Origin of the sequence: Acetobacter malorum (assembly GCF_001580615.1) — a bacterium.
In the GTDB taxonomy this organism is placed as follows: Bacteria; Pseudomonadota; Alphaproteobacteria; order Acetobacterales; family Acetobacteraceae; genus Acetobacter; species Acetobacter malorum.
Map to the genome: position 1 here is coordinate 56,430 of NZ_LHZC01000044.1, position 24,685 is coordinate 81,114.

At 56.9% G+C, this 24,685-nt stretch carries 22 protein-coding genes; 7 read left to right on the plus strand and 15 right to left on the minus strand.

The features are described 5' to 3' along the window. Positions 1 to 80: 80 nt before the first annotated feature. Entirely contained in the window at positions 81 to 1,541 is a 1,461-nt protein-coding gene (gene xseA, locus AD930_RS05485; protein ID WP_061505410.1) for an exodeoxyribonuclease VII large subunit, read from the minus strand. Between the two features lie 66 nt (positions 1,542 to 1,607). On the opposite strand from xseA, the gene purD reads away from it, so the two are divergent. After that, positions 1,608 to 2,876, plus strand: a complete 1,269-nt coding sequence (gene purD, locus AD930_RS05490; protein WP_061505411.1) for a phosphoribosylamine--glycine ligase — start codon at positions 1,608 to 1,610, stop codon at positions 2,874 to 2,876. A gap of 197 nt (positions 2,877 to 3,073) precedes the next feature. Here the strand turns inward: purD and rimI are convergent, their stop codons facing one another. The 7 genes from rimI to AD930_RS05525 form a co-directional block, all read right to left on the minus strand. Beyond that, a complete protein-coding gene (gene rimI / locus AD930_RS05495) occupies positions 3,074 to 3,547 on the minus strand; it encodes a ribosomal protein S18-alanine N-acetyltransferase (RefSeq protein ID WP_244150503.1) in 474 nt (157 codons plus the stop codon). Further along, entirely contained in the window at positions 3,544 to 4,239 is a 696-nt protein-coding gene (gene tsaB, locus AD930_RS05500) for a tRNA (adenosine(37)-N6)-threonylcarbamoyltransferase complex dimerization subunit type 1 TsaB (protein WP_061501826.1), read from the minus strand. Before tsaB ends, rimI begins: the two co-directional genes overlap by 4 nt. Then, on the minus strand, positions 4,239 to 4,820 hold the full coding sequence (locus AD930_RS05505) for a malonic semialdehyde reductase (protein ID WP_043550384.1): 582 nt from the start codon (positions 4,818 to 4,820) through the stop codon (positions 4,239 to 4,241). The genes tsaB and AD930_RS05505 overlap by 1 nt, the downstream gene beginning before the upstream one ends. Positions 4,821 to 4,922: 102 nt before the next feature. After that, a complete protein-coding gene (locus AD930_RS05510; RefSeq protein WP_061505454.1) occupies positions 4,923 to 5,486 on the minus strand; it encodes a NifU family protein in 564 nt (187 codons plus the stop codon). Positions 5,487 to 5,727: 241 nt separating this feature from the next. Then, the gene (locus AD930_RS05515; protein ID WP_061505413.1) at positions 5,728 to 6,951 is read right to left on the minus strand and encodes a DUF2075 domain-containing protein; all 1,224 of its coding nucleotides are present in this window, start codon (positions 6,949 to 6,951) and stop codon (positions 5,728 to 5,730) included. Positions 6,952 to 7,033: 82 nt separating this feature from the next. Beyond that, positions 7,034 to 9,052, minus strand: coding sequence for a M61 family metallopeptidase (locus AD930_RS05520; RefSeq protein WP_373320436.1), 2,019 nt, complete (start codon positions 9,050 to 9,052; stop codon positions 7,034 to 7,036). A gap of 245 nt (positions 9,053 to 9,297) precedes the next feature. Continuing rightward, positions 9,298 to 10,167 (minus strand): LysR family transcriptional regulator, encoded by an 870-nt coding sequence (locus tag AD930_RS05525; RefSeq protein WP_061505415.1) that lies wholly within the window; start codon positions 10,165 to 10,167, stop codon positions 9,298 to 9,300. A gap of 171 nt (positions 10,168 to 10,338) precedes the next feature. On the opposite strand from AD930_RS05525, the gene aldA reads away from it, so the two are divergent. Then, positions 10,339 to 11,799 (plus strand): aldehyde dehydrogenase, encoded by a 1,461-nt coding sequence (gene aldA / locus AD930_RS05530; protein ID WP_061505416.1) that lies wholly within the window; start codon positions 10,339 to 10,341, stop codon positions 11,797 to 11,799. 81 nt (positions 11,800 to 11,880) lie between these two features. Here aldA and AD930_RS05535 read toward each other — a convergent pair whose 3' ends face one another. From AD930_RS05535 to uvrA, 3 genes are all read right to left on the minus strand, one after another. Continuing rightward, on the minus strand, positions 11,881 to 13,167 hold the full coding sequence (locus AD930_RS05535) for a YVTN family beta-propeller repeat protein (RefSeq protein ID WP_061490519.1): 1,287 nt from the start codon (positions 13,165 to 13,167) through the stop codon (positions 11,881 to 11,883). A gap of 135 nt (positions 13,168 to 13,302) precedes the next feature. Continuing rightward, on the minus strand, positions 13,303 to 14,139 hold the full coding sequence (locus AD930_RS05540; protein WP_061505455.1) for a creatininase family protein: 837 nt from the start codon (positions 14,137 to 14,139) through the stop codon (positions 13,303 to 13,305). A gap of 28 nt (positions 14,140 to 14,167) precedes the next feature. After that, positions 14,168 to 17,059, minus strand: coding sequence for an excinuclease ABC subunit UvrA (gene uvrA / locus AD930_RS05545; RefSeq protein ID WP_061505417.1), 2,892 nt, complete (start codon positions 17,057 to 17,059; stop codon positions 14,168 to 14,170). Between the two features lie 225 nt (positions 17,060 to 17,284). On the opposite strand from uvrA, the gene AD930_RS05550 reads away from it, so the two are divergent. The 4 genes from AD930_RS05550 (at position 17,285) to AD930_RS05565 (ending at position 19,628) form a co-directional block, all read left to right on the plus strand. Beyond that, the gene (locus AD930_RS05550) at positions 17,285 to 18,271 is read left to right on the plus strand and encodes a tetratricopeptide repeat protein (RefSeq protein ID WP_061505418.1); all 987 of its coding nucleotides are present in this window, start codon (positions 17,285 to 17,287) and stop codon (positions 18,269 to 18,271) included. A 74-nt stretch (positions 18,272 to 18,345) separates the two neighbouring features. Beyond that, complete coding sequence (locus AD930_RS05555) at positions 18,346 to 18,978, plus strand: LON peptidase substrate-binding domain-containing protein (protein ID WP_156476874.1); 633 nt, start codon at positions 18,346 to 18,348, stop codon at positions 18,976 to 18,978. A gap of 22 nt (positions 18,979 to 19,000) precedes the next feature. Continuing rightward, a complete protein-coding gene (locus AD930_RS05560) occupies positions 19,001 to 19,195 on the plus strand; it encodes a Trm112 family protein (protein ID WP_043550377.1) in 195 nt (64 codons plus the stop codon). A gap of 37 nt (positions 19,196 to 19,232) precedes the next feature. Further along, positions 19,233 to 19,628: a hypothetical protein gene (locus AD930_RS05565; protein WP_231866226.1), complete on the plus strand. Its 396-nt coding sequence runs from the start codon at positions 19,233 to 19,235 to the stop codon at positions 19,626 to 19,628. 7 nt (positions 19,629 to 19,635) lie between these two features. Here AD930_RS05565 and AD930_RS05570 read toward each other — a convergent pair whose 3' ends face one another. From AD930_RS05570 to AD930_RS05585, 4 genes are all read right to left on the minus strand, one after another. Then, positions 19,636 to 21,066, minus strand: a complete 1,431-nt coding sequence (locus tag AD930_RS05570) for an amidohydrolase family protein (RefSeq protein ID WP_061505420.1) — start codon at positions 21,064 to 21,066, stop codon at positions 19,636 to 19,638. A 27-nt stretch (positions 21,067 to 21,093) separates the two neighbouring features. Then, entirely contained in the window at positions 21,094 to 22,335 is a 1,242-nt protein-coding gene (locus tag AD930_RS05575) for a multidrug effflux MFS transporter (RefSeq protein WP_061505421.1), read from the minus strand. Between the two features lie 21 nt (positions 22,336 to 22,356). Beyond that, positions 22,357 to 22,560 (minus strand): hypothetical protein, encoded by a 204-nt coding sequence (locus AD930_RS05580; protein WP_043550376.1) that lies wholly within the window; start codon positions 22,558 to 22,560, stop codon positions 22,357 to 22,359. Positions 22,561 to 22,671: 111 nt separating this feature from the next. Then, complete coding sequence (locus tag AD930_RS05585) at positions 22,672 to 23,157, minus strand: DUF6998 domain-containing protein (RefSeq protein WP_061505422.1); 486 nt, start codon at positions 23,155 to 23,157, stop codon at positions 22,672 to 22,674. Positions 23,158 to 23,469: 312 nt separating this feature from the next. Between AD930_RS05585 and AD930_RS05590 the strand changes: the two genes are divergently transcribed. Beyond that, positions 23,470 to 24,672: a tyrosine-type recombinase/integrase gene (locus tag AD930_RS05590; RefSeq protein WP_061505423.1), complete on the plus strand. Its 1,203-nt coding sequence runs from the start codon at positions 23,470 to 23,472 to the stop codon at positions 24,670 to 24,672. Positions 24,673 to 24,685 lie beyond the last annotated feature (13 nt).

The following is a 24,685-nucleotide window of genomic DNA, read 5'->3' on the forward strand; positions in this document are numbered from 1 at the left end:
CGTTTTTCTGTGTGCATTCTGCACTGCCTGACACCATAGACAGGATCAGAATTCAACCTCAACCGGGCTTCTATAGCCCCTTACAGTTCCAAAGTCGTCTGCTCAGCTTTCGCTGCCTTTTTACGGGCAATCACGGCGTCACGCTGGCCGTCACCAAAGGTCAGCACAACATCTTCCCCCACCTTCAGCTTGCGCGCAGAGGTTACGGGCTGGCCACCGGCCGTCACTAACGCATAACCCCGCGCCAGCACCGCCTGAGGGGACACTGCTTCCAGTTGCCCGCCAGCACCCACCAGTGCTGCGCGTCGCTCCCGCACCAGAGCCGCCAGCGGAGCCGGAGAAATCCGCAACCGCCCCAGCCGGGCTTCCCTGACTTGCAGGCCATGACGCAGACCCGTCTGCAAAGCACTCCCCAGCAAAGCCAGCCGGGTGCGGCGGCCCGAGAGCAGCGTGTCCACCGCAGGCATATGCCGCTCCACCGCCACCAGTGCGACCCGTCGCCCCTGCACAAAGCCGGGCAGGGCAACATCCAGCCTGCGGCCCCGGTCATCCAGCATCATCCGCGCGGTGCCCAGCAGGCCGGGCAGATCAGGCAGGGCCGCCGCAGCCCGGTCCAGCCGCAGCCGGGCCGTTTGCAATAGGCGGGACAACGCCCCGAGAGCGCGTGCGCCCCGATGCTCCAGTTCCGCCAGCATTTCTGTGCGCACCGGCACGGCCAGTTCCGCCGCGGCAGTCGGTGTTGGCGCACGCCGGTCCGAGGCAAAATCAATCAGCGTGGTATCAGTCTCATGCCCCACGGCAGAAATCAGCGGGATGCTGGACGCAGCGGCGGTACGCACCACGGCTTCATCATTAAACGCCATCAGGTCTTCCAGAGACCCACCACCACGCGCCACAATCAGCACATCCGGGCGCGGCACGTCGCCGCTGCCATCCAACGCAGAAAATCCGTTAATAGCGGCAGTAATCTGTGCGGCAGCACCTTCCCCCTGCACAGCTACCGGCCACACCAGCACAGGGCGCGGGAAGCGACGCAGGAGGGTCGTGCAGATATCGTGCAGCACCGCGCCCTGTGCCGAGGTCACCACCCCGATCACACGCGGCAGCAGGGGCAGGGGGCGTTTGCGCCCGGCATCAAACAGGCCTTCTTCCGCCAGTTTCAGCCGCAGGCGTTCAATGCGGGCCAGCAGGGCACCTTCCCCCGCATACTCCATCCGCTCCACCACAAGCTGATAGCTTGAGCGTTCGCCGTAAGCGGAGATCTTGCCGGTTGCGATAATTTCCAGCCCGTTTTCCGGCACCAGCCCAAGGCGGGAGACTGAGCCGCGCCACACGACGCCGGAAATCTTGCCGCGTTCATCTTTGAGCGAAAAATAGAGGTGGCCTGAGGGGTAGCGCTTGAACTCGGTAATCTCACCACGCACCCGCACACGGCCAAACGTGCCCTCAAGCGTGCGCCTGATAGCCCCGGAAATTTCGGAGACACTATATTCCGGCACATTCCCACCGGGAGGTGCCCCTGCTGCAAGCCCTTCGATCATTTGCCCAACCTATGCTACAGACGCTCGCCCTGAAAGAGCAGAGCTGACAGAGTGAGAGAGAAAAATATGCGGGTACTTCTGGTTGGATCCGGCGGCCGTGAACATGCACTGGCCGCAACACTTGCACGTTCCCCCAAACTGACGGCTTTGTTCATTGCCCCCGGCAACCCCGGCACGGCAGAGCTGGGCACCAATGTTGCCATTGGCGCAAGCGATGTGCCCGCGCTAATTACCTTCGCCAAAGAACAGCAGGTTGACCTGATTGTTCCCGGCCCGGAAGCCCCGCTGGTGGCTGGTCTGGCCGATGCCTGCGCCGCTGCCGGTCTGGCCTGTGCCGGCCCCACGCAGGCCGCCGCCCGTCTGGAAGGCAGCAAGAGCTTCAGCAAGGAAGTCTGCTACGCCGCAGGCGTGCCGACCGCGCGGGGTGAACGCTTTACCAGTGCAGAAGACGCTATCACCTACATTGCAGAACGTGGCGCACCGATTGTGGTGAAAGCTGACGGTCTGGCAGCGGGCAAAGGCGTAGTGGTCGCTCAAACAGTCGCCGAAGCGCAGGATGCGGTGCGTGAGATGATGACGCAGGGCAGCATGGGCGATGCTGGCCGCAGCGTGGTGATTGAAGATTGCCTTGTGGGTGAGGAAGTTTCTCTCTTCGCCTTCTGCTCGGGTGAGACCGCCATGCTCATTGGCGCCGCACAGGACCACAAACGCATTGGCGATAACGACACCGGCCCCAACACAGGCGGCATGGGCGCTGTCTCCCCTCCGCGCGGGTTTGACCGCGCGGCGCAGGAAGACGCACTGGATCTGCTTGTCCGCCCCATGCTGAAAGAAATGGTCCGCCGGGGCACCCCCTTCCGGGGCGTGATTTTTGCCGGCCTGATGCTGACAGAAACCGGCCCGCAGCTGATTGAATACAATGTCCGTTTTGGGGACCCGGAAGCACAGGCCCTGCTGCTCCGCCTGACCTCCGACCTGCTGCCTGCACTCGCTGCCCTTGCGGAAGACAGGCTGGACACAACCCCTGTCACGTTCTCGGATCAGGCTGCCATCAGCGTTGTTATGGCCGCGCGGGGCTATCCTGCAAAACCTGAAACGGGAGCAGTTATTTCCGGCATTGCCGATGCCGAAGCGCTAGAAGGTGTGCGCGTCTTTCAGGCTGGCACCAAAGAAAATGCTTTAAGAGAACTGGTTGTGGCAGGCGGCCGCGTTCTGTCCGTCTGCGCGCTTGGAGACACCGTACAGGAAGCACGGGACCGTGCCTACGCCGGTGTAAAAGCCATCTCCTGGGATGGTGCTGCCTGGCGCACGGATATCGGCGCGCGTGCCCTTTAAGGCACTTTGTTCCCAAAAGCTTTGAATGCACCGTCATCAGTCTTTGTCATCTGGATTGATGACGGATTTTCAGAACAGTTTTTATGGCAATATGTGATGCGGGTCTCTTAGTCCGCATCACACGCTTTTTCTAAAACCCGTAAGCTGCGGGATCTGATCTATTCCACGCGAGAGAAGAGACCAGACGAGCCCACGATTTACACGCCCCAACTATGCATCAGCACCAGAGCATCCGAGCCATCAGGGTAATAAGCCCGCCGCTTTCCAGCCTGCACAAACCCTGCACCAGCATAAAGCGCTTGTGCCGCTGCATTGTGGACGGAGACCTCAAGGAACATATGGTCTGCGCCCCGGTCCTGCGCTTCCATCACACCCCACGCCAGAAGCTGTCTGGCAATACCTTGCTGGCGGAAGGCTCTGCCGACGCAGAGTGTCAGAACCTCAGCTTCATCCGCCACACACCGGATCATCAAGAACCCTGCAGGCTGGTCACCCAGCATGGCAAGCGCTGTCACGACGCCGGGCATGGGCAAAAGCTGTTTTAAAGCGGCTTCATCCCACAGATCGTCTACGGAAAAGCTTTGAGCATGGAGGGCCGCCAGCACTGCGCCATGCGCCTGACTGGCCTCAATAATGTCCACGGCCACGAGCTGAGAAAGTGTCTGGCTCAAACCGGTGCAGACCGTAAACCAGCAGCCGGAAGCTTGGCTTCTGGCGGATCAACATACAAAGGCAGAGCATCACGCGGCCGGAGCTGACCTTTGAGGCGCGCAACAGCAGCTTCCGCAATCTGGCTGGCTGTGGGTTGTGCTAGGTCAGAGAAGACTGGCTCTGCCACCGAGAGTGACGCCGCGGCATCTCCCGCCACCAGCCAGCGACCGGGGAGAGGAGACCAGCTTGCGAGAGCCACAGCCTGCACCCCAGCGGCCCGTTCCACAAAGACGCGCCCACGCCGCGCTGCCGTGACAAGCAGCCACCCGTCCAGATCTCCATAGCGGGCACACTCAGCATCAAGCTGCGGGCGCAGGGCTTCACCCCGTGTCACCCCGACCAGCGGGCAACCAGCCCCAAGCGCATACCCTGCCGCCATGGCGCAGGAGGCCCGCAGGCCGGTAAAGGAACCGGGGCCTGTGACCACAGCCACCAGATCAGGCTGCACAAGCTGGCCAGCCCCCCATCCCGCCTGCTGCAAAGCCTCAGCCGCCAGAAGGCCAATACCTTCCGCAGCCTGTTTTCCTGCAGCAGAGACGAGAGACAGAACCGTATAGCCGCCCTCGGGAAAAGGCGTGACACAAGCTACGGTGCCAGAGGCGTCCTCTCCGGCCGGGCTGCCATCCAGCACTAAAAGACGTTCAGGTTTCATCACAGGAAGCGGCACGCTTCATCAAAGCCCAGACGCGGTGCACGGGGCGGCAGCTGCTCAATATCCCCATACCCGAGACAGAGCAGGAAGTTCGCCCGCCAGCCATCTTCGGCCAGAAAGGTATCTTCCACCATGTTCTGATCAAACCCGGAGATGGGCAACGCATCCAACCCAAGCGCCCGGGCCGCCATAATCATATAGGCGCCTTCCAGCGTGCCATTGCGGAAAGCGGTTTCTTCCGCCAGCCCCACATCCGCGGCAAACCACGAGCGCAGTTCCTCATTGGGGGCCAGACGCGGCAGTTCATCAAAAAACAGGGGATCATACGCCACAATGGCGATGACGGGCGCACCCATCACGCGGTTCACATTGCCTGCGGAAAGGGCGGGGCGCAGACGCTCCCGGCCTTCAGATGCGGTAATGAACACAAACCGGGCCGGGCTACAGTTGCCGGAGGTCGGCCCGAGGCTCACCAGACTATACAGGCGGCGCAACAGGGCAGGCTCCACCGGGCGGGCCATCCAGCGCCGCGGCGTGCGCGCCTTTTGGAAAAGAAGATCCAGCCCGCTATCATCCAGCATTTCTGTCCTGCCTCCGCTGCCCCGCTTTTGCGGGGGCTTACCTAGTGTCTGCTCCCCCTTTTAGGTCACAGACCCGGAGACGGGAAGATGCTGAAAGCGGCCTTAGTCTTCAACCTGCTCCACGGACACAACTTCCGGCACATAATGCCGCAGCATGTTTTCCACACCGTGCTTCAGCGTAGCGCGGGAAGAGGGGCAGCCAGAGCATGCCCCCTGCATGGTCAGGCGGACAATGCCGTCCTTGTAGCCACGGAACACAATGTCCCCGCCATCACCCGCCACAGCCGGGCGCACACGCGTGTCCAGCAGTTCCTTGATCTGGGTGACGATCTCTTGATCTTCCGGCGCGATGGGCTCTTCCGTAATCCCAACGCCTTCAGCCACCACCGGCGCACCAGCCACGAAGTGGTCCATCAGGGCTGTCAGCACCAGCGGGCGCAGTTCTGCCCAGTCTTCCTGATCGGACTTGGTGACGGACACAAAGTCATTCCCCAGAAACACGCGGGACACACCGGGCAGCCCAAACAGCGCTTCCGCCAGTGGGGAGCGGCCGGAGACGGTATCGGCATCAATAAAATCAATCGTCCCCGCATCGCCCATCACGGCGCGGCCCGGGAGGAATTTCAGCGTGGCGGGGTTAGGGGTGTCTTCAGTTTCAATAAACATGGCAACCTGATCCTGATCGTCTGCTACGTGTCTTTCTGTGTCATCAGGTGGCATCACAATGCGGACAGGACAAGTCCTGTATTGTAAGAAACGCCCGGTTTGCAGAGAATTCACTCAGGTTTTTCTACCCCACAAGGCGAAACTGGCTGGCGTTACACTGAGAAAAACGTTTGGCGAGCAACTCCACGCCGGATGAGCCGATCTGCCATGCAGGAGGCGTGCATCCGCCTTGCGGGCTTTTTTACGCGGCATCCCGGCTGGCCTGCATCTGCACGAGCCGCTTTCTCAGGGCAGGATCGCTCGCATAAATAAACAGCCCATGCACGGCACGCGTCATCAGCACATTGATGGCATTCAGCATAATGCGCTCTTTTGTGCCTTCCGGGTCCTGAAGCCCATCACGCCCGGTAAAGGCCGCGCCATCTTCATACCGGCTGGTATCAATGCGGATGCCGTCTGTTACCGGGTCATACAGCACGGAGGGGCCTAAAATCAGCCCGACATAATTCAGGTCGAACCCCTGCACAGTGTAGACAGACCCGACTTCATCAATCGTATCGGGCCGTTCTGCCCAAGGCAGCTTTTCATCCGGTTTGGAGCGGTCCCAGCGGAGGGTAAAGCGGCCCTCGCGGATGAAGTGGTCCTCCCCATCCAGCCGATAGGGATAGTCATACGTCGCAATCATGCGGGAAAGCCTGTAGCGGGCATTTTCCTTTTTAATGGCGTCATAGAGATCCTGCGCATCCGCAAAAAACCGTAAATCAAACGTCTGTTTTTGCGGCATCGGGAGGATTTTTTTCTGACAAAACCCCTCAATCCAGTCGAGCACATCCTGATGGGCATGAACACGAAACTGCGTCTTGAGGTGGTATGTCTGGCAGGGAAGTCCCCGCACCAGAGATTTCAGAAGCCCCTGACTCCAGCAGCTCTTGAATTTCAGAACTTGTTTTTCATCAAACACCAGAACCGTAATTCGGGCGAGTTTAATCAGTTCCTCCAGATGATTGCCCTGCTTAAAGTGATTGTATTTGTCGCTTTTTGTCAGAAGAAGGTGGGCTTCATCCACAAAGATGATATCGGCCTTTTTTCCTGACTTATGCATTCTATTGATAAATGTTGTCGGACGCTCAAAATCTTTCTTTTTCAGAGCCGGATAAGATTCTGAAATATTTTTATAAAGCTTCATCATTTCCGGATGATTGACAACAAGGTAGTTGTCCGTCTTCCAGAATGGACTGCTTTTATCAGATGAGCGTGAAAGAGACTGTATTTCGTTAAAAATTGAATTGATAACGATGCTTTTTCCGGTCCCTGCGTCCCCTTCAATCAGAAACACAGCATGCTCATCATGCTGATGCGCGATACAGAACGCCTTGATGGCGTTTTTCAGATCCTGCTGTTCTGGAGAAAGCTGTTTTTCAGGAGATAATTTCTCCGCTGCATCGTTTTCATAACGATCAGGCAAACCAGACTCTTTCACACGTCCCCCTTGCAGCGGGCCGGAAGAGGCTTTTTCTAAAACCTCTTCCGGTCCTTAATGCATCAGATTATTTTCCCGCGGCAGACCCAGCGGCATCCTTCTGCGCACCCAGCGGTGCAAGCATCGTATCCAGAAGCTGCGTATTGCCGTCCAGATGCGGGTAACGCAGACCACCATGATAGGTGACAGATACCGTATGATAGCGCTCACCATCCCGCAGCAGCAACTCTATCGGGGCTGCATCCTTGTTTTTTGCAGTGGTGATTTCATCCTGCAGTGCGTCAGGATCATACGATACACCATTCACAGCCACCAGGTCCTGATCCCGCGTGACCCCGGCCTGCCAGGCAGGGCTGCCCCACAGCACGTCACTCACGCTGCCTTTCTTGTTCACAGTCAGACCGAGAGAGAACATAAAGTCTGAAACATGCCGCAGATCAGAATAGGATTTTACATACTCTGAGGGCTTTTCAGTATAGACAACATTTGCACCGCCACGCGTAAACCCATCCAGCGGGGCATGGGTGCTGGTGTTGTACAGCCGCTCATGCAGGAACTTCGCCCAGTCATAAGGCTGGACAGCATTCAGCGTTTTTACAATCTCATCAAAATTATAGGTGCTGGTAACAACGCTGCCGTTGTTGGTCCCAAAAAACGCCTTGGCAAAATCGTTCAGGCTTTTTGTATTTCCTGAGAGTTTGCGGATAAGCGTATCTGCATCCAGCCAGACCAGCTGACCTTCGGAATAGTAATCCTCGCTCCGCTGCCAGCTTCTCCAGGACTCAGGGGAACGCTGGGCGATAATCGGGTCATTGGTCGTATCAATCAGCGGACGCCACTGGCGACCCTGCCGGTTATCATACACAGCAGCGACTTCAGCCAGTGCTTCCTTCACCTGCGGCACCGTCATCAGCCCTGCGCGGGCAGCCAGAATATAGCCCCAGTATTGTGTCTGCCCTTCATACACCCACAGGCCCGTGCCACGCTGAGGCGTATTGAAATCGGGTGCCCACAACCCATCCGGGCGGCGATATTTCCCATTCCATGAATGGGTAAATTCATGTGCCAGCAGATCACGCATCCCGAAGGTCTTGTCCCAATGCGTAAAATAGCCTCTGGGACCACTATTTTCACTGGACTGATGATGTTCCAGCCCGATGCCACCCAGCTTGTTTGTCAAAGCCAGAAGGAAGTCATAATGCGCGTAATGGTGTGATCCAAACAGGATGTTTGCCTGTTTGACAAGATTTTTATGGGCCTGAATCTGCGCATCCGTCGCAGCCAGATCCTGCGGCTGATCCGCCATGACATTCAGCGTGACAGAAACCTTGTCATCCTGTGTCAGATCAAATTTTTTGAAATACTTCCCTGAAAAAATGGGCGAATCCACCAGCGTGTTGAATGAAACCGTCTGGAAGGAAACCTTGCTGCCAGCGCCTGTACCATCAGACCGCAGAGCCGTGCCGTAAGACCAGCCTGCCGGGAAAGTCACGCTCGGATGCACCATAATCTGCCGGGTGAAATATCCCGCCGGATAGAGAGAAACAGCAGACCACTGCACGTTCTCCATCGTATCCGTCATGACCACACGCCCCACTTTGGGGGAAACCGGCGTGAGCAGCTGGTAAGAGACTTCAAGCTGCTTTGTGCCCTGTGGCACATCAATATGGAACGCGCTGACCGTTACCGTATCCCGCAGCCAGGGGATGATTTTGCCATCCGCCTTTACGGTCAGCCCACCAAGCTGATCAATCGTGCCGCTGGGGGAGTGGTTACCCGGCAGCCACATAGGGTAGAGCAGAACAAAATCGCCACCCTTTTGCGCAATACGGGTCGGAAGGGGGATTGTCTCCTTCATGCTCAGGATATGCCGGGCTAGGTCCGTGCCATCCACAGACAGAGCAATCGTGCTGCCAAAGGGCACATCCTGCGGTGCGGGCACGGCGGGCGGAAGCGGGAGCGGCATGGGCTGCGGCTGAGCAGACGCCTCAGCCGCCACCCCCTGTGAAGCACACGCCAGCGCCATTAGAGTAAGGCAGGGGGCAGTCAGCCCAACGCTGGATAAAAAGCGGTTCCGTAACGACATAAGCCAGTTCTCCAAACGGATGCATCACACTCTGACGGCCTTTTGACGTCAGACCATGCGCATATTTCATTACGCTTATGAAGCACTCTGGCCGAACTCTGTCGAGGCCTGAAAAACCTCTCCACTCATGTCGTTCCGCCCCCGTCTCACACCCTGCGGAGGCAACAGGCCTCACCACGGTAGACAGACCGCACACGCATGAGCACAAAAGGTACCCCGCAGTGCAGATTTTCTCCTGATAGAAATTATTTTTTAAGTTTCTGCGCCATTTCAATAAACGTCTCTATAATCTGACTTTTTGCGTGTTTTCTCCAGACAAAATACACATCTGTCGGGCCCATCCCATCCAGTCTGAACGTCTTGAGGGATTGTCCTCTTTCACGGAACTGCCGAATGACACTTTCCGGCATGCAGGACAGGCCGGCTCCCGTGCTGAGGCATTCAAGGATCAGATCATAGGATTCCAGGGTCAGAATTGAGTGGGGATGGTAGCCTTTCTCGTCCAGCCATTGTTCAGCACGACGCCTGTAAAAGCAGTCTTTATTGAACAGATAAATATCTGATTGCTCGATCAGCTCTGGCGTAATTTTTTTGACATGCTCAGGCACCACAAGATGCAGCGTTTCAGAAAAGGCAAATGTGCCTTCCAGCAGCGTATTTTCAACCGGGCCATCCGTCAGCGCCAGATCGATCTCGTCGCTCCCCAACATTCTTTCCAGACTAAAACTTGGTTTTTTCAAGATATTGAGCTGAATCCCCGGATGTTCGCGCATAAAATCGGGCACGCATCGGGGCAACAGGCTAAGAAACGCTACATCCAGCGCGCCCACATTCAGAATGCCGCGAGGCTGCCCCTGAGACCATAATTCCGGCAGGCGCTCCGCCCGGCTGACAATATCTTTTGCTTCCTTATAAAAAAGGCGTCCTGCTGGTGTGATCAGTAGTTTTTTACGGTCACGGATAAAAAGATCCTGACCCAGATCAGCTTCCAGTTCCTTCAACCGCATGGTGAGATTGGACGCCACACAATGCATACGGCGTGCAGCCCCCGCAATGGAACCTGCTTCGACAATGGCACAGAAAAACCGGAGATGAGAGAGCTTTGGCGCATACATGATATCATCACTTTATGTGAGCATTTCACTCTTTCATAATCACTTTTCATTGCATGACGACCTGTGGAAGGATGGAACCATCAACAGCACAGACGTTTTCATCAGTAACTTCTGGAAACAGGATCAACTGAGCGTCTGATGTTTCCAACTGCTTCAAAAAGGTGATTTTTAATGCCAACTTCACAAAACACGCCACATTATAATCTGTTTATCAATGGAGCCTGGACCAAAGCCAGCGGCGGTGAGACGCTCGACATTCGCAACCCGGCAACCGGAGAGCTTGTTGCTGTGGTCGCTAACGGCGCGGAACAGGATGTAAAAACAGCCGTCGCAGCAGCTTCCAAAGCCTTTCCGGCATGGAGCCGCAAAACGGCTGAAGAACGGGCCGATGCGCTTTATGCCTTCAAGGCACTGATTGAAAAAAATGCTGATCGTCTCGCGCATCTTATTACCAGTGAAATGGGTAAGCCGCTGAAGGAAGCAAAAACGGAAGTCGGCTTTGCTGCCGGGCTGTTGCGCTTTGCTGCTGAAAACACCCGCAGGCTGGAAGGCGACATTATTCCGGGCAGCCGCCCGGGTGAGAAAATCCTGATTGAGAAAATCCCGCACGGTGTGATCGGCGGTATTTCTGCATGGAACTTCCCGCTGGCTCTGTTCGCCCGCAAAGTTGGTCCGGCTCTGGCTGCAGGCAACACTATCGTCATCAAACCGCATGAACTGGCGCCGCTTGCCGCACTGGAAGCAACGCGTCTGGCAGAAGAGGCGGGGGTTTTCCCGGCAGGCGTTCTCAACGTTGTTCCCGGTGACGGCAAAGGCGTTGGCACCCCGCTGGTAGAACACCCGGATGTGCGGCTGATCACCATGACCGGTAGCACAGCGACCGGGAAGAAAATCATGGCGGCCGCCGCCGATACGTTGAAAGAAGTCCGGCTGGAACTGGGTGGCAAGGCACCGTTTATTGTCATGGATGATGCTGATCTGGACAAAGCTGCTACAGCTGCCGTGCTGGCACGCTTTACCAATGGCGGGCAGGTCTGCACCAGTAACGAGCGCACTTATGTGCATGCCGCCGTGTATGATAAATTTGCTGATCTGGTCAGCAAAAAGATTGCTGCTCTGAAAGTCGGGAATCCGCTGGACGCAGCAACTGATATGGGTCCCAAAGTCAGTGAGCAGGAACTGGAAAAAGTTCATGCCATGGTTGAAAAAGCTGTCTCTCAAGGTGCCAAACTGGAAACCGGTGGTCAGCGCCTGAAGGGTGGCGTGTATGACAAAGGCTTCTTCTACGCCCCAACTCTGCTGACCAACGTCAAGGAAGGCATGGATATTGTGCAGAATGAGGTCTTCGGCCCGGTCATGCTGCTGACAAAAGTGACGGACTTTGAGGACGCACTGCGTCAGGCCAATGACTGTCGCTATGGCCTGTCCGCCTATGTCTTCACGCAGGATCTGAAAAAGATCATGCGCATCAGCACTGATCTGAATTTTGGTGAGGTCTATGTGAACCGTGAAGGTGGCGAAGCACCGCAGGGCTTCCATCACGGCTACAAAGATAGCGGCCTTGGCGGGGAAGATGGCAAATACGGTCTTGAAGCCTATGTGCAGACCAAGACAATTTACCTGAACGCCTGATGCCTGAACACTCTTAACAAAAAAGCCCTTCCTCATACCGAGGAAGGGCTTTTTTCATGCTGTCAGACGCATTGATCAGGCTTAGCGGAGAATCCCGGTATGCCCGATGGAATAGCGGCCCGGCTGCGGCCAGACGGTCAGACCGTGCGGTTCTGCGCCCACCGGAATTTTCTTCATGGAGCCGTCTTCCGTGTTGATCTGATAGGCAACATCGTCAAAACGACCTGAAAGCCACAGGGTTTTACCGTCTGCGCTCACATTGCCCATATCCGGGCTGCCACCTTCAGGAATGGGCCAGTTGGCTACAATCTTGTTGGTTGCAAAATCAATGACTGTCACGCCCCCCGCCTTGCTGTGCGGTTTACCATGGATTTTGTGAGACCCGCGGTTTGCGACATACATCTTCGTGCCGTCACGGCTGGGATACAGACCATGTGTGCCCACACCCGTCGGGATAAACCCGATTTCCTTAAAGCTGTCGCCATCCACCATGAAGACACCATCGGCCATCATGTCGGCCACATAGAATGTCTTACCGTTGGGGGAGATCAGAATATCCTGCGGCATGCCACCGCTGGAAAGCTTCAAGTAACCCAGCACCGTTTTGTTGACGGTATCGACCTTCACCAGATGGCCACCAAATTCACAGGTGAAAATGGCGTAGCGTCCATCAATGGAAAAATCTGCGTGGTTCACGCCTTTACAGTCTGGCGTTTCCACTGACTGCTGGAGCGCCATGGTATGCGGGTCACGGAAGTCCAGCCGTTTACGGGCTTCGGCCACCACAATGGCGGATTTGCCATCGGGCGTGAAATACATGTTGTAGGGGTCATCCACGGCAACAGCCGGCCCGGGCTTGCCTGTGCGGGCATCAATGGGGGTCAGGCTGCCATTTGTGGTGCCTTCCGCATTGTTCGTCACCCACAGAGTGCGCAGATCCCAGGAGGGCACAACATGCTGCGGACTTTTACCAACCGGGAAGCGATCCACCACTTTGGATGTCGCCGGGTCAATCACAGACACATCGTTAGAGCGCAGGTTGGGCACGTAAACACGGGCCGGGTCCTGTGCCACTTCCGGATTGATATGATCCGGCGCGGTCTCGCTATACAAATTGGCCGGGTTGATAACCGGCGGCATGCCTGGAATGGTCTGCACAGCAGCCGGTGCTGCGGGAGCAGATACTACCGGCTGAGTGGAAGAACCCTGCGACGCAGGCACCTGCGCCGGGGCAGGCTGCGGGGCAGCAGACGGCGCTGTTGTCTGCACAGGGGACTGACTGGCTTCCTGCGCAACGGCCAGACTGGTCCCTGCGCCTAAAGCGACAAACACAGCCGTAGCGGCTGCCAGATGTCTTTTTACTACCATAATATTACAGCCCATCCCTTTCTTGTGCTGTCATCATCATGGGATGAGGCTTTAGCACATGGGTGATTAGGCGTCTATTTTTGGCTTTCTGGCAACTCGGCTTTTTTTATTGAGACTTATTCTTAGAGATTGTGTTCAGAACCCTCGGGCAGACTGAATAGCCTGCACCGCGGCATTAATCTGCATCGCAAGACCTGCCTGCCCAAGCGAGGCAGACGCCTTGCGCGGATCACCCCCGTAAATACCCTCCTGCGCAGATGGCGCACCGGAATGGCGCAGCGCATCCTGCCGCACCATGGAAGGATCAACCGCCAGCATCAGCGAGGTATCGCTTATGTCGGCATGCTGCCCCACGTCCTTCCCGTAGCCCTGCTGCTTCAGCCAGTCCGCATACTGGTGTGCAATAACGGTATAAAACCCGCTGACATAAAGCGCCTTCGCACCCGTGCCATGCCATTTCTGGTTAAGCACCGCAGCGGCTTTTTCCATATATTTCTGGTAGCCTCCATGGTCCCCCACAAAGGCAATCAGTTTGAATCCCTGCACCTGAAAACTCTCCCCGGCAGAGACAAGGAGTTTTTCAAAAACATCCGGCGGCACGGTAATGGTGCCGGGAAAGCGCATATGGGAAGAGCGGGGAGACGTGCCCCCCTCAGGCACATAGGCCACAACGGGAGCTACCAGTGTTTTTCCGGTCTTCTCGGCAATCTGTTCAGCCAGATACGTGGCGCGCTCATTATGCTTGCCAACAGCAATATACGGGCCACTCTGTTCCGTACCGCCCACAGGGATGATGATGGTCGTCACCCCTGCGGCAACACCGGACTGAATTTCTGTCCAGGTGTGTTTTTCAAACAGCACCGCATTGCCCTCGCTGTCAGGCTGCACGCTTCCCGCACTCTGCGCAAAGGCCGGTGCGGAAAGCAAGCCTCCTCCCAGAACAAGAGCAGATAAAACTGACCGAGAAATCATGATTTTTTTCTTTTTTACGGACACAGTTTTACTTCTTCTTTTTTCTGGTTTTTGCCGGAGCAGGTTTGAGCAGGGGAGCCAGAAACTGGCCTGTATAGCTTTCCTTACAGGCCGCAATATCTTCAGGCGTCCCTTCCGCAACAATACGGCCACCGCCATCGCCACCTTCCGGCCCAACATCCACAATCCAGTCCGCGGTTTTGATCACTTCCAGATTATGTTCAATGACGATCACGGTATTACCCTGATCAACCAGTGCATGCAGAACTTCGAGAAGTTTTCTGACATCTTCCGTATGCAGACCGGTTGTGGGCTCATCCAGAATATACACCGTGCGTCCGGTTGCCCGCCGCGCCAGCTCCTTGGAGAGCTTCACGCGCTGCGCTTCACCGCCCGACAGGGTAGTCGCCTGCTGGCCGAGGGCGACGTAACCCAGACCAACCTTTTGCAGAATGGCCAGCCTGTCCCTGATACGCGTCTGCGCTGAGAAATAGGGCAGGGCTTCATCCACGCTCATGGCCAGCACATCGGCAATGGATTTGCCACGGAACTTGATGTCCAGCGTCTCGCGGTTATAGCGCGTGCCCTTACAGGTATCGCAGGTGACAAACACATCCGGCAGGAAGTGCATCTCGATCTTGAGAACACCATCCCCCTGACACGCCTCACACCGTCCGCCCTTCACGTTAAAGGAGAACCGCCCCGGCTTGTAGCCGCGCGCCTTGCTCTCCGGCAGTTCCGCAAACCAGTCCCGGATCGGGGTGAACAGATCTGTATAGGTGGCCGGGTTGGAGCGTGGTGTACGCCCGATGGGGGACTGGTCGATATCAATAATCTTATCGAGCAGTTCTATCCCTTTGATCGCTTTATAAGCTTCGGGAGACTGAGAAGACCCCATCAACTGGCGGGACAACGCTTTATAAAGCGTATCAATCACCAGTGTAGATTTCCCACTGCCGGAAACCCCTGTCACGCACGTAAAGGTCCCTAAGGGGAAATGTGCTGTGACATTCTTCAGGTTATGCCCGGTTGCGCCTTCCACCGTCAGAACTTTTTTCTTGTCATACGGGCGTCTGTGTTCCGGCACGGGAATGCTCTTACGGCCTGACAGATACGCGCCTGTCAGGCTTTCCGGCACTTTGGCAACTTCTTCCGGCGTGCCCGCAGCAATCACCCTGCCGCCATTCACACCGGCGCCCGGCCCCATATCCACCAGCCAGTCTGCGCTCCTGATAGCGTCCTCATCATGTTCAACAACAATCAGAGTATTCCCGAGTTTTTTCAAACGCTCCAGCGTGCCAAGCAGACGTTCATTATCGCGCTGATGCAGGCCAATAGAGGGTTCATCCAGCACATACAGAACGCCGGTCAGGCCGGACCCAATCTGGCTGGCCAACCGGATACGCTGGCTTTCGCCGCCAGACAGCGTGGCGGAACTGCGGGAAAGGGTCAGGTAATCCAGCCCGACATCATCCAGAAAGGTCAGGCGTTCCTGAATTTCACGCAAAATACGCCGGGCAATCTCGGCTTTTTGCGGGGTCAGGGTTGGCATGACAGTCTCAAACCAGTCCAGCGCCTTGCCAATGGGCAGATCACAGGCCTGCGCAATGGTTTTATCTGCTACACGGACAGACAGCGCTTCTGGCCGCAAACGCGCACCATGGCAGACATGGCACGGCTTTTCGGACTGATAGCGGGAGAGTTCTTCCCGCACCCACATGCTGTCCGTGTTGGCCAGACGCCGGGCCAGACTGGCCAGAACGCCTTCAAACGGTTTGCTGACCGTGTAGCTTTTTCGGCCATCCTGATACGTAAACTCAATGTTGTCATCAACGCCGTTCAGAATTCCATCCTGAGCAGTTTCCGGCAGGTCTTTCCAGGGTGTGTCCATGCTGACGCCAAAATGCGCAGCCAGACTGGTCAACGTCTGTTCCAACAGGGGAGATTTTGCATCTTTCCAGGGTGCAATGGCCCCTTTGCGCAGGGATTTAGACTCATCCGGCACGACAAGCGCAGGGTTGAAAAACGTTTCAGACCCCAGACCATCACAGGACGGACAGGCCCCCTGCGGCGCGTTGAAGGAAAACAGGCGCGGTTCAATTTCTTCCAGCGTAAACCCGCTCACCGGGCAGGAAAAGCGCGAGGAAAACACTAGCCGTTCCGGCTCGGCGTCTTTGTCCTTCAGCACTTCTTCCGTGTAGGCAATCCCGTCAGACAGGCCCAGAGCGGTCTCAAAACTGTCCGCCAGACGGCTTTCAATGCCCTCTTTAACCACCACACGGTCCACCACAACTTCCACCGTATGGCGCAACTTGCGGTTCAGAGCCGGGACGTCGGCAATTTCATATAGCTCGTCATCCACCTTCACACGGGTGAAGCCCTTGCGCTGAAGTTCCCCAAGTTCCTTGCGGTATTCGCCCTTACGGTCACGGATCACGGGGGAGAGCAGCAGCAGACGCGTGCCCTCCGGCAGCGCCATCACACGGTCCACCATCTGGCTGACGGTCTGGGCTTCAATCGGCAGGCCAGTCGCGGGAGAATAGGGCACACCCGCCCGCGCCCAGAGCAGACGCATATAGTCATAGATTTCCGTCACGGTGCCCACGGTGGAACGCGGATTTTTGGACGTCGTCTTCTGCTCAATGGAAATGGCCGGAGAAAGCCCTTCTATGGAATCCACATCCGGCTTGCCCATCAGTTCCAGAAACTGACGGGCATAGGCAGACAGGCTTTCCACATACCGGCGCTGGCCTTCGGCGTAGATGGTATCAAACGCCAGTGACGATTTGCCGGAGCCGGAAAGGCCCGTCACCACCGTCAGACAGTCACGCGGGATATCGATATCAACATTTTTGAGGTTGTGCGCCCGTGCCCCGCGCACACTGAGTTTCTGAGCACTGGGAAAAGATGGATTGTCCATAAAATACCGCTGCCGTTCCTGTTTTGTCCTGTATGCCGCCTTTGGCGCCCTCCATGCAATCAGGGAATGGCCGCCCGACACCTCTTCTGTGTTGATATGGGATGTCTCGCGCCAATTCCCATTGCACCGGGGCACATGATTGACCATTTAGGAAGATAATGCGGTGTGTGCCGCCGGGTGGACCCCACGCCATCCACCATCGTTTTGAGCTAAGGATGACACCAGATGGACCATATTATTGGCCAGCAAGCCCCTCAGGCTTCCGGCAGCCTGATGCAGGACCCGCTGGCACAGGGGCAGGCCGCCCCTCAGGCATCAGCGCCCCTGATTATGGACGGCTCAGAAGCCACCTTCATGCAGGATGTGATTGAAGCCAGCCGTTCCATTCCCGTTCTGGTTGATTTCTGGGCAGACTGGTGTGGCCCGTGCAAGCAGCTGGCTCCGGTGCTGGAAAAGGTTGTCACGGCTGCTCGCGGCAAGGTCCGGCTTGTTAAAATTGATATTGAAGCCAACCGCGCTCTCGCTGCCCAGCTGACGCAGATTGGCCTGCCCCTGCAGTCCATCCCGATGGTGGCTGTGTTCTGGAAAGGCCAGATTCTGGATCTGTTCCAAGGGGCTTTGCCGGAAAGCGAGATCAAGAAATTTGTTGAAGGCGTGCTAAAAGCCGCTGGGGGTGGCTCGCTCCCCGCAACGGAACTGTTGCAGGAAGCCGCTGTGGCTATGGAAACCAACCAGCCCGCACACGCTGCGGAACTGTTTTCTGGTGTTCTGGGCGAAGAGCCTGAAAACCCGAAGGCATGGGGTGGGCTGATCCGCGCCATGCTGGCTCTGGATGATGAAGAGGCCGCAGACGCAGCCCTTGCCGACGTGCCTGAAAAAATTAAGGACGCACCGGAAGTTGCCGGGGCACGCGCAGCCCTTGAACTCAAAAAGGAAGGCCGCAAAGCCGCGCAGGAAATGGAAGAAGTCCACGCCCGCCTTGCCGCCAACCCGGATGACTACGCTGCCCGGTGTGAACTGGCGACCGGCCTGAATGTGGCTGGCAAGCGGGAAGAAGCCGCGGACGAACTGCTCCGTGTAATCAAAGCCGATCCGAACTGGAACGAGGGTGCCGCAAAACAGCAGCTTTTCCGCTTTTTTGAAGCCTGGGGCCATGATGACCCGGCCACACTGGCGGCCCGTCGTCGCCTCTCATCTCTTCTGTTTTCCTGATAAGGTCGATCTTGGCTTCCTACCTGCCTGACGACGAGATTCTGCGGCACGTCCCCAGAGTTTCAGACCTCACCATGGCCGATATCCCTGCGGAAATCGGCCTGTTTCCCTTGAGCGGCGTTTTGCTGCTGCCCCGGGGCAAACTGCCGCTAAACGTGTTTGAACCGCGTTACGTAGCGCTGGTGGAAGATGCCTTGGCATCCCAGAGGCTGATCGGCATGATCCAGCCTCTGTGGGGGGAAGAAGATGAAGAGGGCAAGATACCGCCGCTTTACACCATCGGGTGTCTGGGCCGCATTACCTCCTTTACGGAACGGGCTGATGGCACGTTTGCCGTCACCCTGAGTGGGGTGGCTCGGTTCCGGGTGCTGCGGGAGACAGGTCTGCACAGAGGGTATCGGCAGGCGCGGATTGATGTCTCATCCTTTGTGAGCGATCTGAGCGAAATCCCTTCAGAACCGTTCAACCGCGAAAAACTGCTGGACTCACTGCGCCGTTATTTCCGGCAGAAGGGGTTATCGGCCCGCTGGTCCATCATTGAACAGATGGAAGATGACACCCTGCTGGTCACACTTCCCATGATCTGTCCTTTTCCTCCGGCAGAAAAACAGGCATTGCTTGACGCAGGCAGCCTGACAGACCGTGTGCGCGTGCTGCAGATGCTGCTAGACCTGTCTGGTCCTGAAGAGGAAGGCCCGCCTTCCTGAACATTTTTTATGGGTGACGCTCATGTCTGGTGCTGACATTTCTCCTCCGCTCGACCCGCGGCTTCTTTCCGTTCTGGTTTGCCCGGTGACCAAAGGCCCGCTGACCTATGATGCCACCACCAATGAGCTGATCAGCGCGCAGGCCAAACTGGCCTTTCCCATTCGTGATGGCATTCCCATCATGCTGCCGGAAGAAGCCCGCCATCTCGAAGGCTGAGTTTTTCAGCATAGCAAGGCCTGGATAACGCTCTGCCGTGAAACGCTGCGCCCCTCAGCTCAAAACCAGACAGCGCCCCCGCATCATGCTGGGAGCGCTGGTTCTGGCTGCCCCTCTGCTGGCCGGGTGCCATGTGGATATTGAGGGCGAGAATATCGATATCCCGCCAGAAAGACCGGGCCGCTTCCTGCCCGAAGCCGCCCCGGCGGAAGCCCGCGCGGCACAGGAGCAGGAACGGCGTGAGGATATGGCCCGCAATAATGGCCAGAACCCTGACAAGAACCAGCTTAAAGACCGTTATGAACCGCTGGCTCCGTCCGATGCTGCAACCGGCCCGCTGGAAGCAGGCGACGGTCACAGCGTTATTCCGGAAACACAGGCTATTTACGGCAAGCGGGAACAACCCCAGCAGTCAGCCCCGCAACAGCATTAAGCAGATATTAGCGTGGCACCAGCGGCCCGGCAGCCCGCACACCGCCACGCCAGACAGCGGCAATCTGATCCACCGCAGCAATATTTTCAGCCGGATCAGCTTCCAGAATCACAAAATCCGCCCGCTTTCCGGGTGCAATCACCCCGCGATCTGACAAATTCAGCAGCGCCGCCGCCTGACTGGTGGCCAGTGTCAGCGCCTGCAAAGGCGTCAGTCCGGCTTCCACCAGAAGGCGCAATTCTCTGTGTTCCGCAAAGCCGGGAATACGCACCGGAGCAGCACCTGAATCTGTGCCAAAACCAATTTTCACACCGGCCTGATAGAGCGTGAGCAGATTTTTCTGGTTCATGGCTACAGCTGCATGAGAGGCTTTAGCCAGAGGAGAGGCCGCGACTTTCTGCCGCCAGGCGGGGTCTGAAAACTGTTTCTGGAGGTCCGCATTCAGTCCAGCTTTCAGAACCGGGTCGTTCAGAATCTCAGGCTGTTCGGCAAACAGATAGGTCGCCTCATCCAGACTGATGGTGGGAATATACCAGACACCCCGATCTTTCAGGGCGGTCACGAACGGACCATCCACCGGCTCATCCCGCACACCATGGGCGATAATGTCAGCTCCGGCAGCTACCAATCGTTTGCCGTAATCCAGATCATGAATATGCACAGCTACACGCAGCTTCTGGTTATGCGCTTCGGTTATTGCCGCCTGCCAGATTTCCGGCTTCATCACGGGCAGGGGCTTTTGGCTGGCCACACCGTTACGGAAATCATCCACCCAGAGCTTCACAAGATCCGTATGCTCACTGGCCATGGTGCGCACGGCCTGCTGTGCTTCCGCAACGGTTGCCGGACGGAAGATCTGATCTTTCCCGACCTTAACCATCCCCTCCGGCGGCATCCCGCCCGGCACGCCAATCCCCTGATCGACCCCGAACAGATCAGCACCTGTCGCCCCATCCGCATGCTGGGCACGGCGGAGGTCATCGAATAGCGGAGATTTGGTCAGACCCAGTGCAGTGACGGTCGTCACGCCGTAGCGTTCATACTGGTCCAGTGCTGCTTTGATGACAGGAGCCGTAAAATTTTCAGCCCCTACGGAGGTGCCGGAGACCACACCCACATGGCTGTGGTCGGTAATCAGACCGGGGATCAGCGTTTTACCGGACAGATCAATCCGCTGCGCGCCTTTAGGGGCCTTAACGTGCCCACTGTGGCCAACCGAGATAATCCGGGGGCCTTGCACCAGAACAGCCATATCATCCTGTTCTGCCGTCCCCGTGCCGTCAAACAGACGCACATGCTCCAGCAAAACGGCTGAGGGGGCCTGCGCATAAGCCTGTGTCCCAAAGCCCCCCAGACTGAGAACACCCCCAGCAACACTTGCCAGCAGCAGGCGGGAAAGCCCCCGCACAGCCTGTTTCTTCTCTAAACGCCACGCCATGACCCGTCCTTTTCTATCAGACGGTGCTTAGTCCTCGTCGGCGCCGATCTCCGGAGCATGCCGCCGCATGAGGTCCGCACCCGCCATTCCCAGAATGCCCACCATCATGCCAATGGCAGTTGGTATTGCGCTGCCACCGGGCAGCAAACCCACCAGAACACTACTCAAAGAACCGATGCCAAACTGCATGGTTCCCAGCAGAGCCGAGGCGCTGCCAGCGTGCTGGCCGTGATGGTAGAAGGACATCACCGTAGCATTCGGCCCGATAAAGCCCAATGCTCCGGTAATGCTGGCAATCAACGCACAGGTCAGAATCGCGTGATGTTCGCCGGCAATGCCGGTCAGAGCCAGCACCGTGAACAGCGCCCCGGCGCCCAGCGCCCAAAACAGACCTGTTTCCAGCAGCACTGGCATGGCAACCCGATGCACCAGGCGGCCATTGATCTGCGTGCCCAGAATAAAGGCCGCGGCATTCACACCGAAAAATGCACCGAACTGACCGGGCGTGAAATGCAGCACCTGCTCAAACAGCACCGGCGCGCTGCCAAGATAGGCAAACATCACAAAGGTCGAGAACGTGGCGATCAGAGCATTGGAGAGAAAAAGCGGCTCCTGACTGATCGTGATGTAACGGGTCAGAATTTTGACAGGTGAAAGAGCAACCCGCCGTTCAGGCCGCAAGGTATCAGGCAGGCAGCAGAATAACCCGACAATGGCGGCGAGCGCATACAGCGTGCCAATCCAGAAGATCCACCGCCAGTTGCCAAACTGTAAAACCAGACTGCCAAAGCTGGGAGCCAGAACCGGCATGACGCCAAACACCAGTGTGAGCTGAGACATCAGCTTCGCACCTTTTTTGCCCGTCGCCACATCGCGCACAATTGCACGCGGAATCACGGCACTGGCAGAGCCGCCGACGGCTGCCACAAACCGGCACACACAAAACAGGTGGTAATCCTGCACAATCGCACAGCCTGCCGAGGCGATGGCAAAAATCAGCAGCCCAAGCATCAGCGGCACACGGCGGCCAAACCGGTCAGACAGAGGCCCCTGAGAAAACTGCCCCAGCGCCAGCCCTAAAAACCAGGCGGCCAGCGTGAACTGGGCTGAGCCTTTGCCGCCCCCCAGATCATGCTCCACCTCCGGAAAGGCCGGAAGATACATATCCGTGGCCACGGGCCCAATGGCTGTCACCAGACCAAGCAGGACGATCAGCCAGGGCGTAAAGCCGCTTCCCGGCACAAAAGGGGCAGGCGAAAAACGCGGCATGTTTAGTAAAGTCCCAGCCTGTTAAATTCCCAGCCAGCCAGAAAACATCCAGAGGCCGGCAATCAGTAGCGCCCCTGCTATCAGAACCGGGAGGAGGATCGTTAGCAGAAAACTGCCTTTTGGCTCGGCGGGTTCAGCAATGCCGGCCTGTTGAAAAAGCTGGTCTGCCCGGGCATCCGCTTCAGCGTCCTCGGGGCTTTGTTCCGTCCAGTTATCCTCGGCCATGCTTCACTCCTGCTGACACACTGACTGATGCGCCTGTCTCAAGAGCACTGGCACATAATGCAAGAACACTTTGCTTACAGCACAAACACAAGAATGCTCAGACAATTTGGTTCAGATAATTTTGTGGTCGTTGTCCATCAAAGCCGGAAAGGGCCGGATCTGCGCTATGGGGGCGGAGGGACTGAGAAGAGCGATTTTCTGTAACTGAACAAGACTAATCGGCCTTTGACGCCCATGGTCCGCTTTGTGACTAATGTGCTCCCACACCGGAGCGCCAGAACCATTATAAACTTCCGAGAAGCCTTTATGTCGATCAAGATGCAGCACAAGCAGATGATCGCACGTGTAGCTGAGGGCAACCGAAGTCCCCTGCGTCAGCTTGATTTGAACGCAAATCTTCTCTGGGCTGATCGCGTCGTGCTGTTTAAACGACGCCGCTAGCAACGTCAGACCGTAACTGTATTCTGCAACAGCTTCTCCAAGGCTCCCCACTAAATGCCCGTCAGGTGTGAATTTTCGACCTGGAACAATCTGCTCCAGCCGATCCACGATCTGATAAAGCTGAGCAATGAGGGCAGGGATCTCGGTAATTGCCATCTTAGAATTTCTTTGTGGAGTGCTGGCCCGGGAAAGTGACAAGTGCATGCAAAACAGCTCAGACGCACTTAAGGGCAGTTTTAAGAGGGGTAAATAAACCCGATACTCTTAAATAGCTCACTATTTCAATGATTTAGGAGAAGAGAACTGGTGGAGCCAATCTCCACCAAATTCCTGTTCCTGTGCGTTTCCCTCTGTCTCTAATATGTTGTATAATATCAACATATTAGACGTCGATGTGTCTCCCACTGTGTCTGTGCGACTCTGTGCAGCGCTGTTTTTAAGAGGGGTCCGAAGAGGGGTTTTCCGGTTATGAGTCGGGTTTCACCATATCAGCTCACAGCAAGGCAGGTCAGCGCCTTGAAGGACGGTTCGCTCTGCGATGGTGGCGGCCTATGGCTCGTCGCGCAAGGCTCTGCAAAATCATGGTTTTTCCGTTTCACTAGCCCCATTTCCGGCTCCCGGAGAGAGATGGGCCTCGGCTCTGTCCATGACCTGAGTTTGGTGGAGGTACGCCGCAGAGCGGCTACGGCACGGCATCAACTCACAGATGGACTGGACCCCATTGATGAGCGCCTCAAGGTGAAAGCCCAGCGTAAGCAAGAATCCGGCCTGACCTTCTCCGAGATCGCCATGCGCTACGTGCGAGAGATGGCTCCGGGCTGGCGTAGCGCCCGCTCTTCGACCGTCTGGACCAGCTCTCTGGAGCGTCTGGTGTTCCCAACCATAGGTAAGAAGCGGGTCGCTGAGATTGAAACGGATGACGTGCTGGCAGTCCTGCGCCCTATCTGGGAAACGACAACAGAGACTGCCGACAGGATGCGCAGCCGCATTGAGCGGATTCTGGACTATGCCAGCACCCATGGCTGGCGAGACGGAGAGAACCCGGCCCGCTGGCGTGGACACCTAGCCAATATCCTTCCTAAGCCATCGGCTGTTATGAAAGTGCGACATTACCCAGCCGTGGACCGGAAGGACATCGGCAAAGTCATGGCCAAGCTGGCAGGGGCTGAAGGCATTTCGCCCAAAGCAGTCAGGTTCGCCTGCCTCACCGCAGCCCGATCTGGCGAAGTCCGGAATGCCGTCTGGTCTGAAATTGATATGAGAGCCCAGATCTGGACCATCCCGGCGCACAAAATGAAGGCCGGGAAGGAGCATCGCGTGCCGTTATCGGCAGGAGCAATGGGCGTGCTGCAGGAAGTCCTGCCGTGCCGTGACCGATTGGCAGGAGACTTGATCTTCCCCGGCGGGAAGCGTGGCAGGCCGCTGTCAGACGTAGCCCTGTCCAAAGCCCTTCACAATGCGGCCGGCACAAAGGACGTGACCGTCCATGGCCTGCGTTCCACCTTCCGGGACTGGGCTGCGGAAGAGACTGATTATCCGCGGGAAGTAGCGGAGATGGCGTTAGCGCACACCATCAGTGATAAGGTGGAAGCCGCTTACCGAAGAGGCGATCTGTTCGATAAGCGGCGGGAGATGATGCAAAAATGGAACATGAAAACAAATTATTTGTAATGGAAAAATACAA

Bases quoted from the DNA above. Each gene is read 5' to 3' on its own strand.
- xseA (WP_061505410.1), bottom strand. From the start codon at position 1,541: ATGATCGAAGGGCTTGCAGCAGGGGCACCTCCCGGTGGGAATGTGCCG.
- purD (WP_061505411.1), top strand. From the start codon at position 1,608: ATGCGGGTACTTCTGGTTGGATCCGGCGGCCGTGAACATGCACTGGCC.
- tsaB (WP_061501826.1), bottom strand. From the start codon at position 4,239: ATGAAACCTGAACGTCTTTTAGTGCTGGATGGCAGCCCGGCCGGAGAG.
- AD930_RS05505 (WP_043550384.1), bottom strand. From the start codon at position 4,820: ATGCTGGATGATAGCGGGCTGGATCTTCTTTTCCAAAAGGCGCGCACG.
- AD930_RS05510 (WP_061505454.1), bottom strand. From the start codon at position 5,486: ATGTTTATTGAAACTGAAGACACCCCTAACCCCGCCACGCTGAAATTC.
- AD930_RS05520 (WP_373320436.1), bottom strand. From the start codon at position 9,052: ATGTCGTTACGGAACCGCTTTTTATCCAGCGTTGGGCTGACTGCCCCC.
- AD930_RS05525 (WP_061505415.1), bottom strand. From the start codon at position 10,167: ATGTATGCGCCAAAGCTCTCTCATCTCCGGTTTTTCTGTGCCATTGTC.
- aldA (WP_061505416.1), top strand. From the start codon at position 10,339: ATGCCAACTTCACAAAACACGCCACATTATAATCTGTTTATCAATGGA.
- AD930_RS05535 (WP_061490519.1), bottom strand. From the start codon at position 13,167: ATGGTAGTAAAAAGACATCTGGCAGCCGCTACGGCTGTGTTTGTCGCT.
- AD930_RS05540 (WP_061505455.1), bottom strand. From the start codon at position 14,139: ATGATTTCTCGGTCAGTTTTATCTGCTCTTGTTCTGGGAGGAGGCTTG.
- uvrA (WP_061505417.1), bottom strand. From the start codon at position 17,059: ATGGACAATCCATCTTTTCCCAGTGCTCAGAAACTCAGTGTGCGCGGG.
- AD930_RS05550 (WP_061505418.1), top strand. From the start codon at position 17,285: ATGGACCATATTATTGGCCAGCAAGCCCCTCAGGCTTCCGGCAGCCTG.
- AD930_RS05555 (WP_156476874.1), top strand. From the start codon at position 18,346: ATGGCCGATATCCCTGCGGAAATCGGCCTGTTTCCCTTGAGCGGCGTT.
- AD930_RS05560 (WP_043550377.1), top strand. From the start codon at position 19,001: ATGTCTGGTGCTGACATTTCTCCTCCGCTCGACCCGCGGCTTCTTTCC.
- AD930_RS05570 (WP_061505420.1), bottom strand. From the start codon at position 21,066: ATGGCGTGGCGTTTAGAGAAGAAACAGGCTGTGCGGGGGCTTTCCCGC.
- AD930_RS05575 (WP_061505421.1), bottom strand. From the start codon at position 22,335: ATGCCGCGTTTTTCGCCTGCCCCTTTTGTGCCGGGAAGCGGCTTTACG.
- AD930_RS05580 (WP_043550376.1), bottom strand. From the start codon at position 22,560: ATGGCCGAGGATAACTGGACGGAACAAAGCCCCGAGGACGCTGAAGCG.
- AD930_RS05585 (WP_061505422.1), bottom strand. From the start codon at position 23,157: ATGGCAATTACCGAGATCCCTGCCCTCATTGCTCAGCTTTATCAGATC.
- AD930_RS05590 (WP_061505423.1), top strand. From the start codon at position 23,470: ATGAGTCGGGTTTCACCATATCAGCTCACAGCAAGGCAGGTCAGCGCC.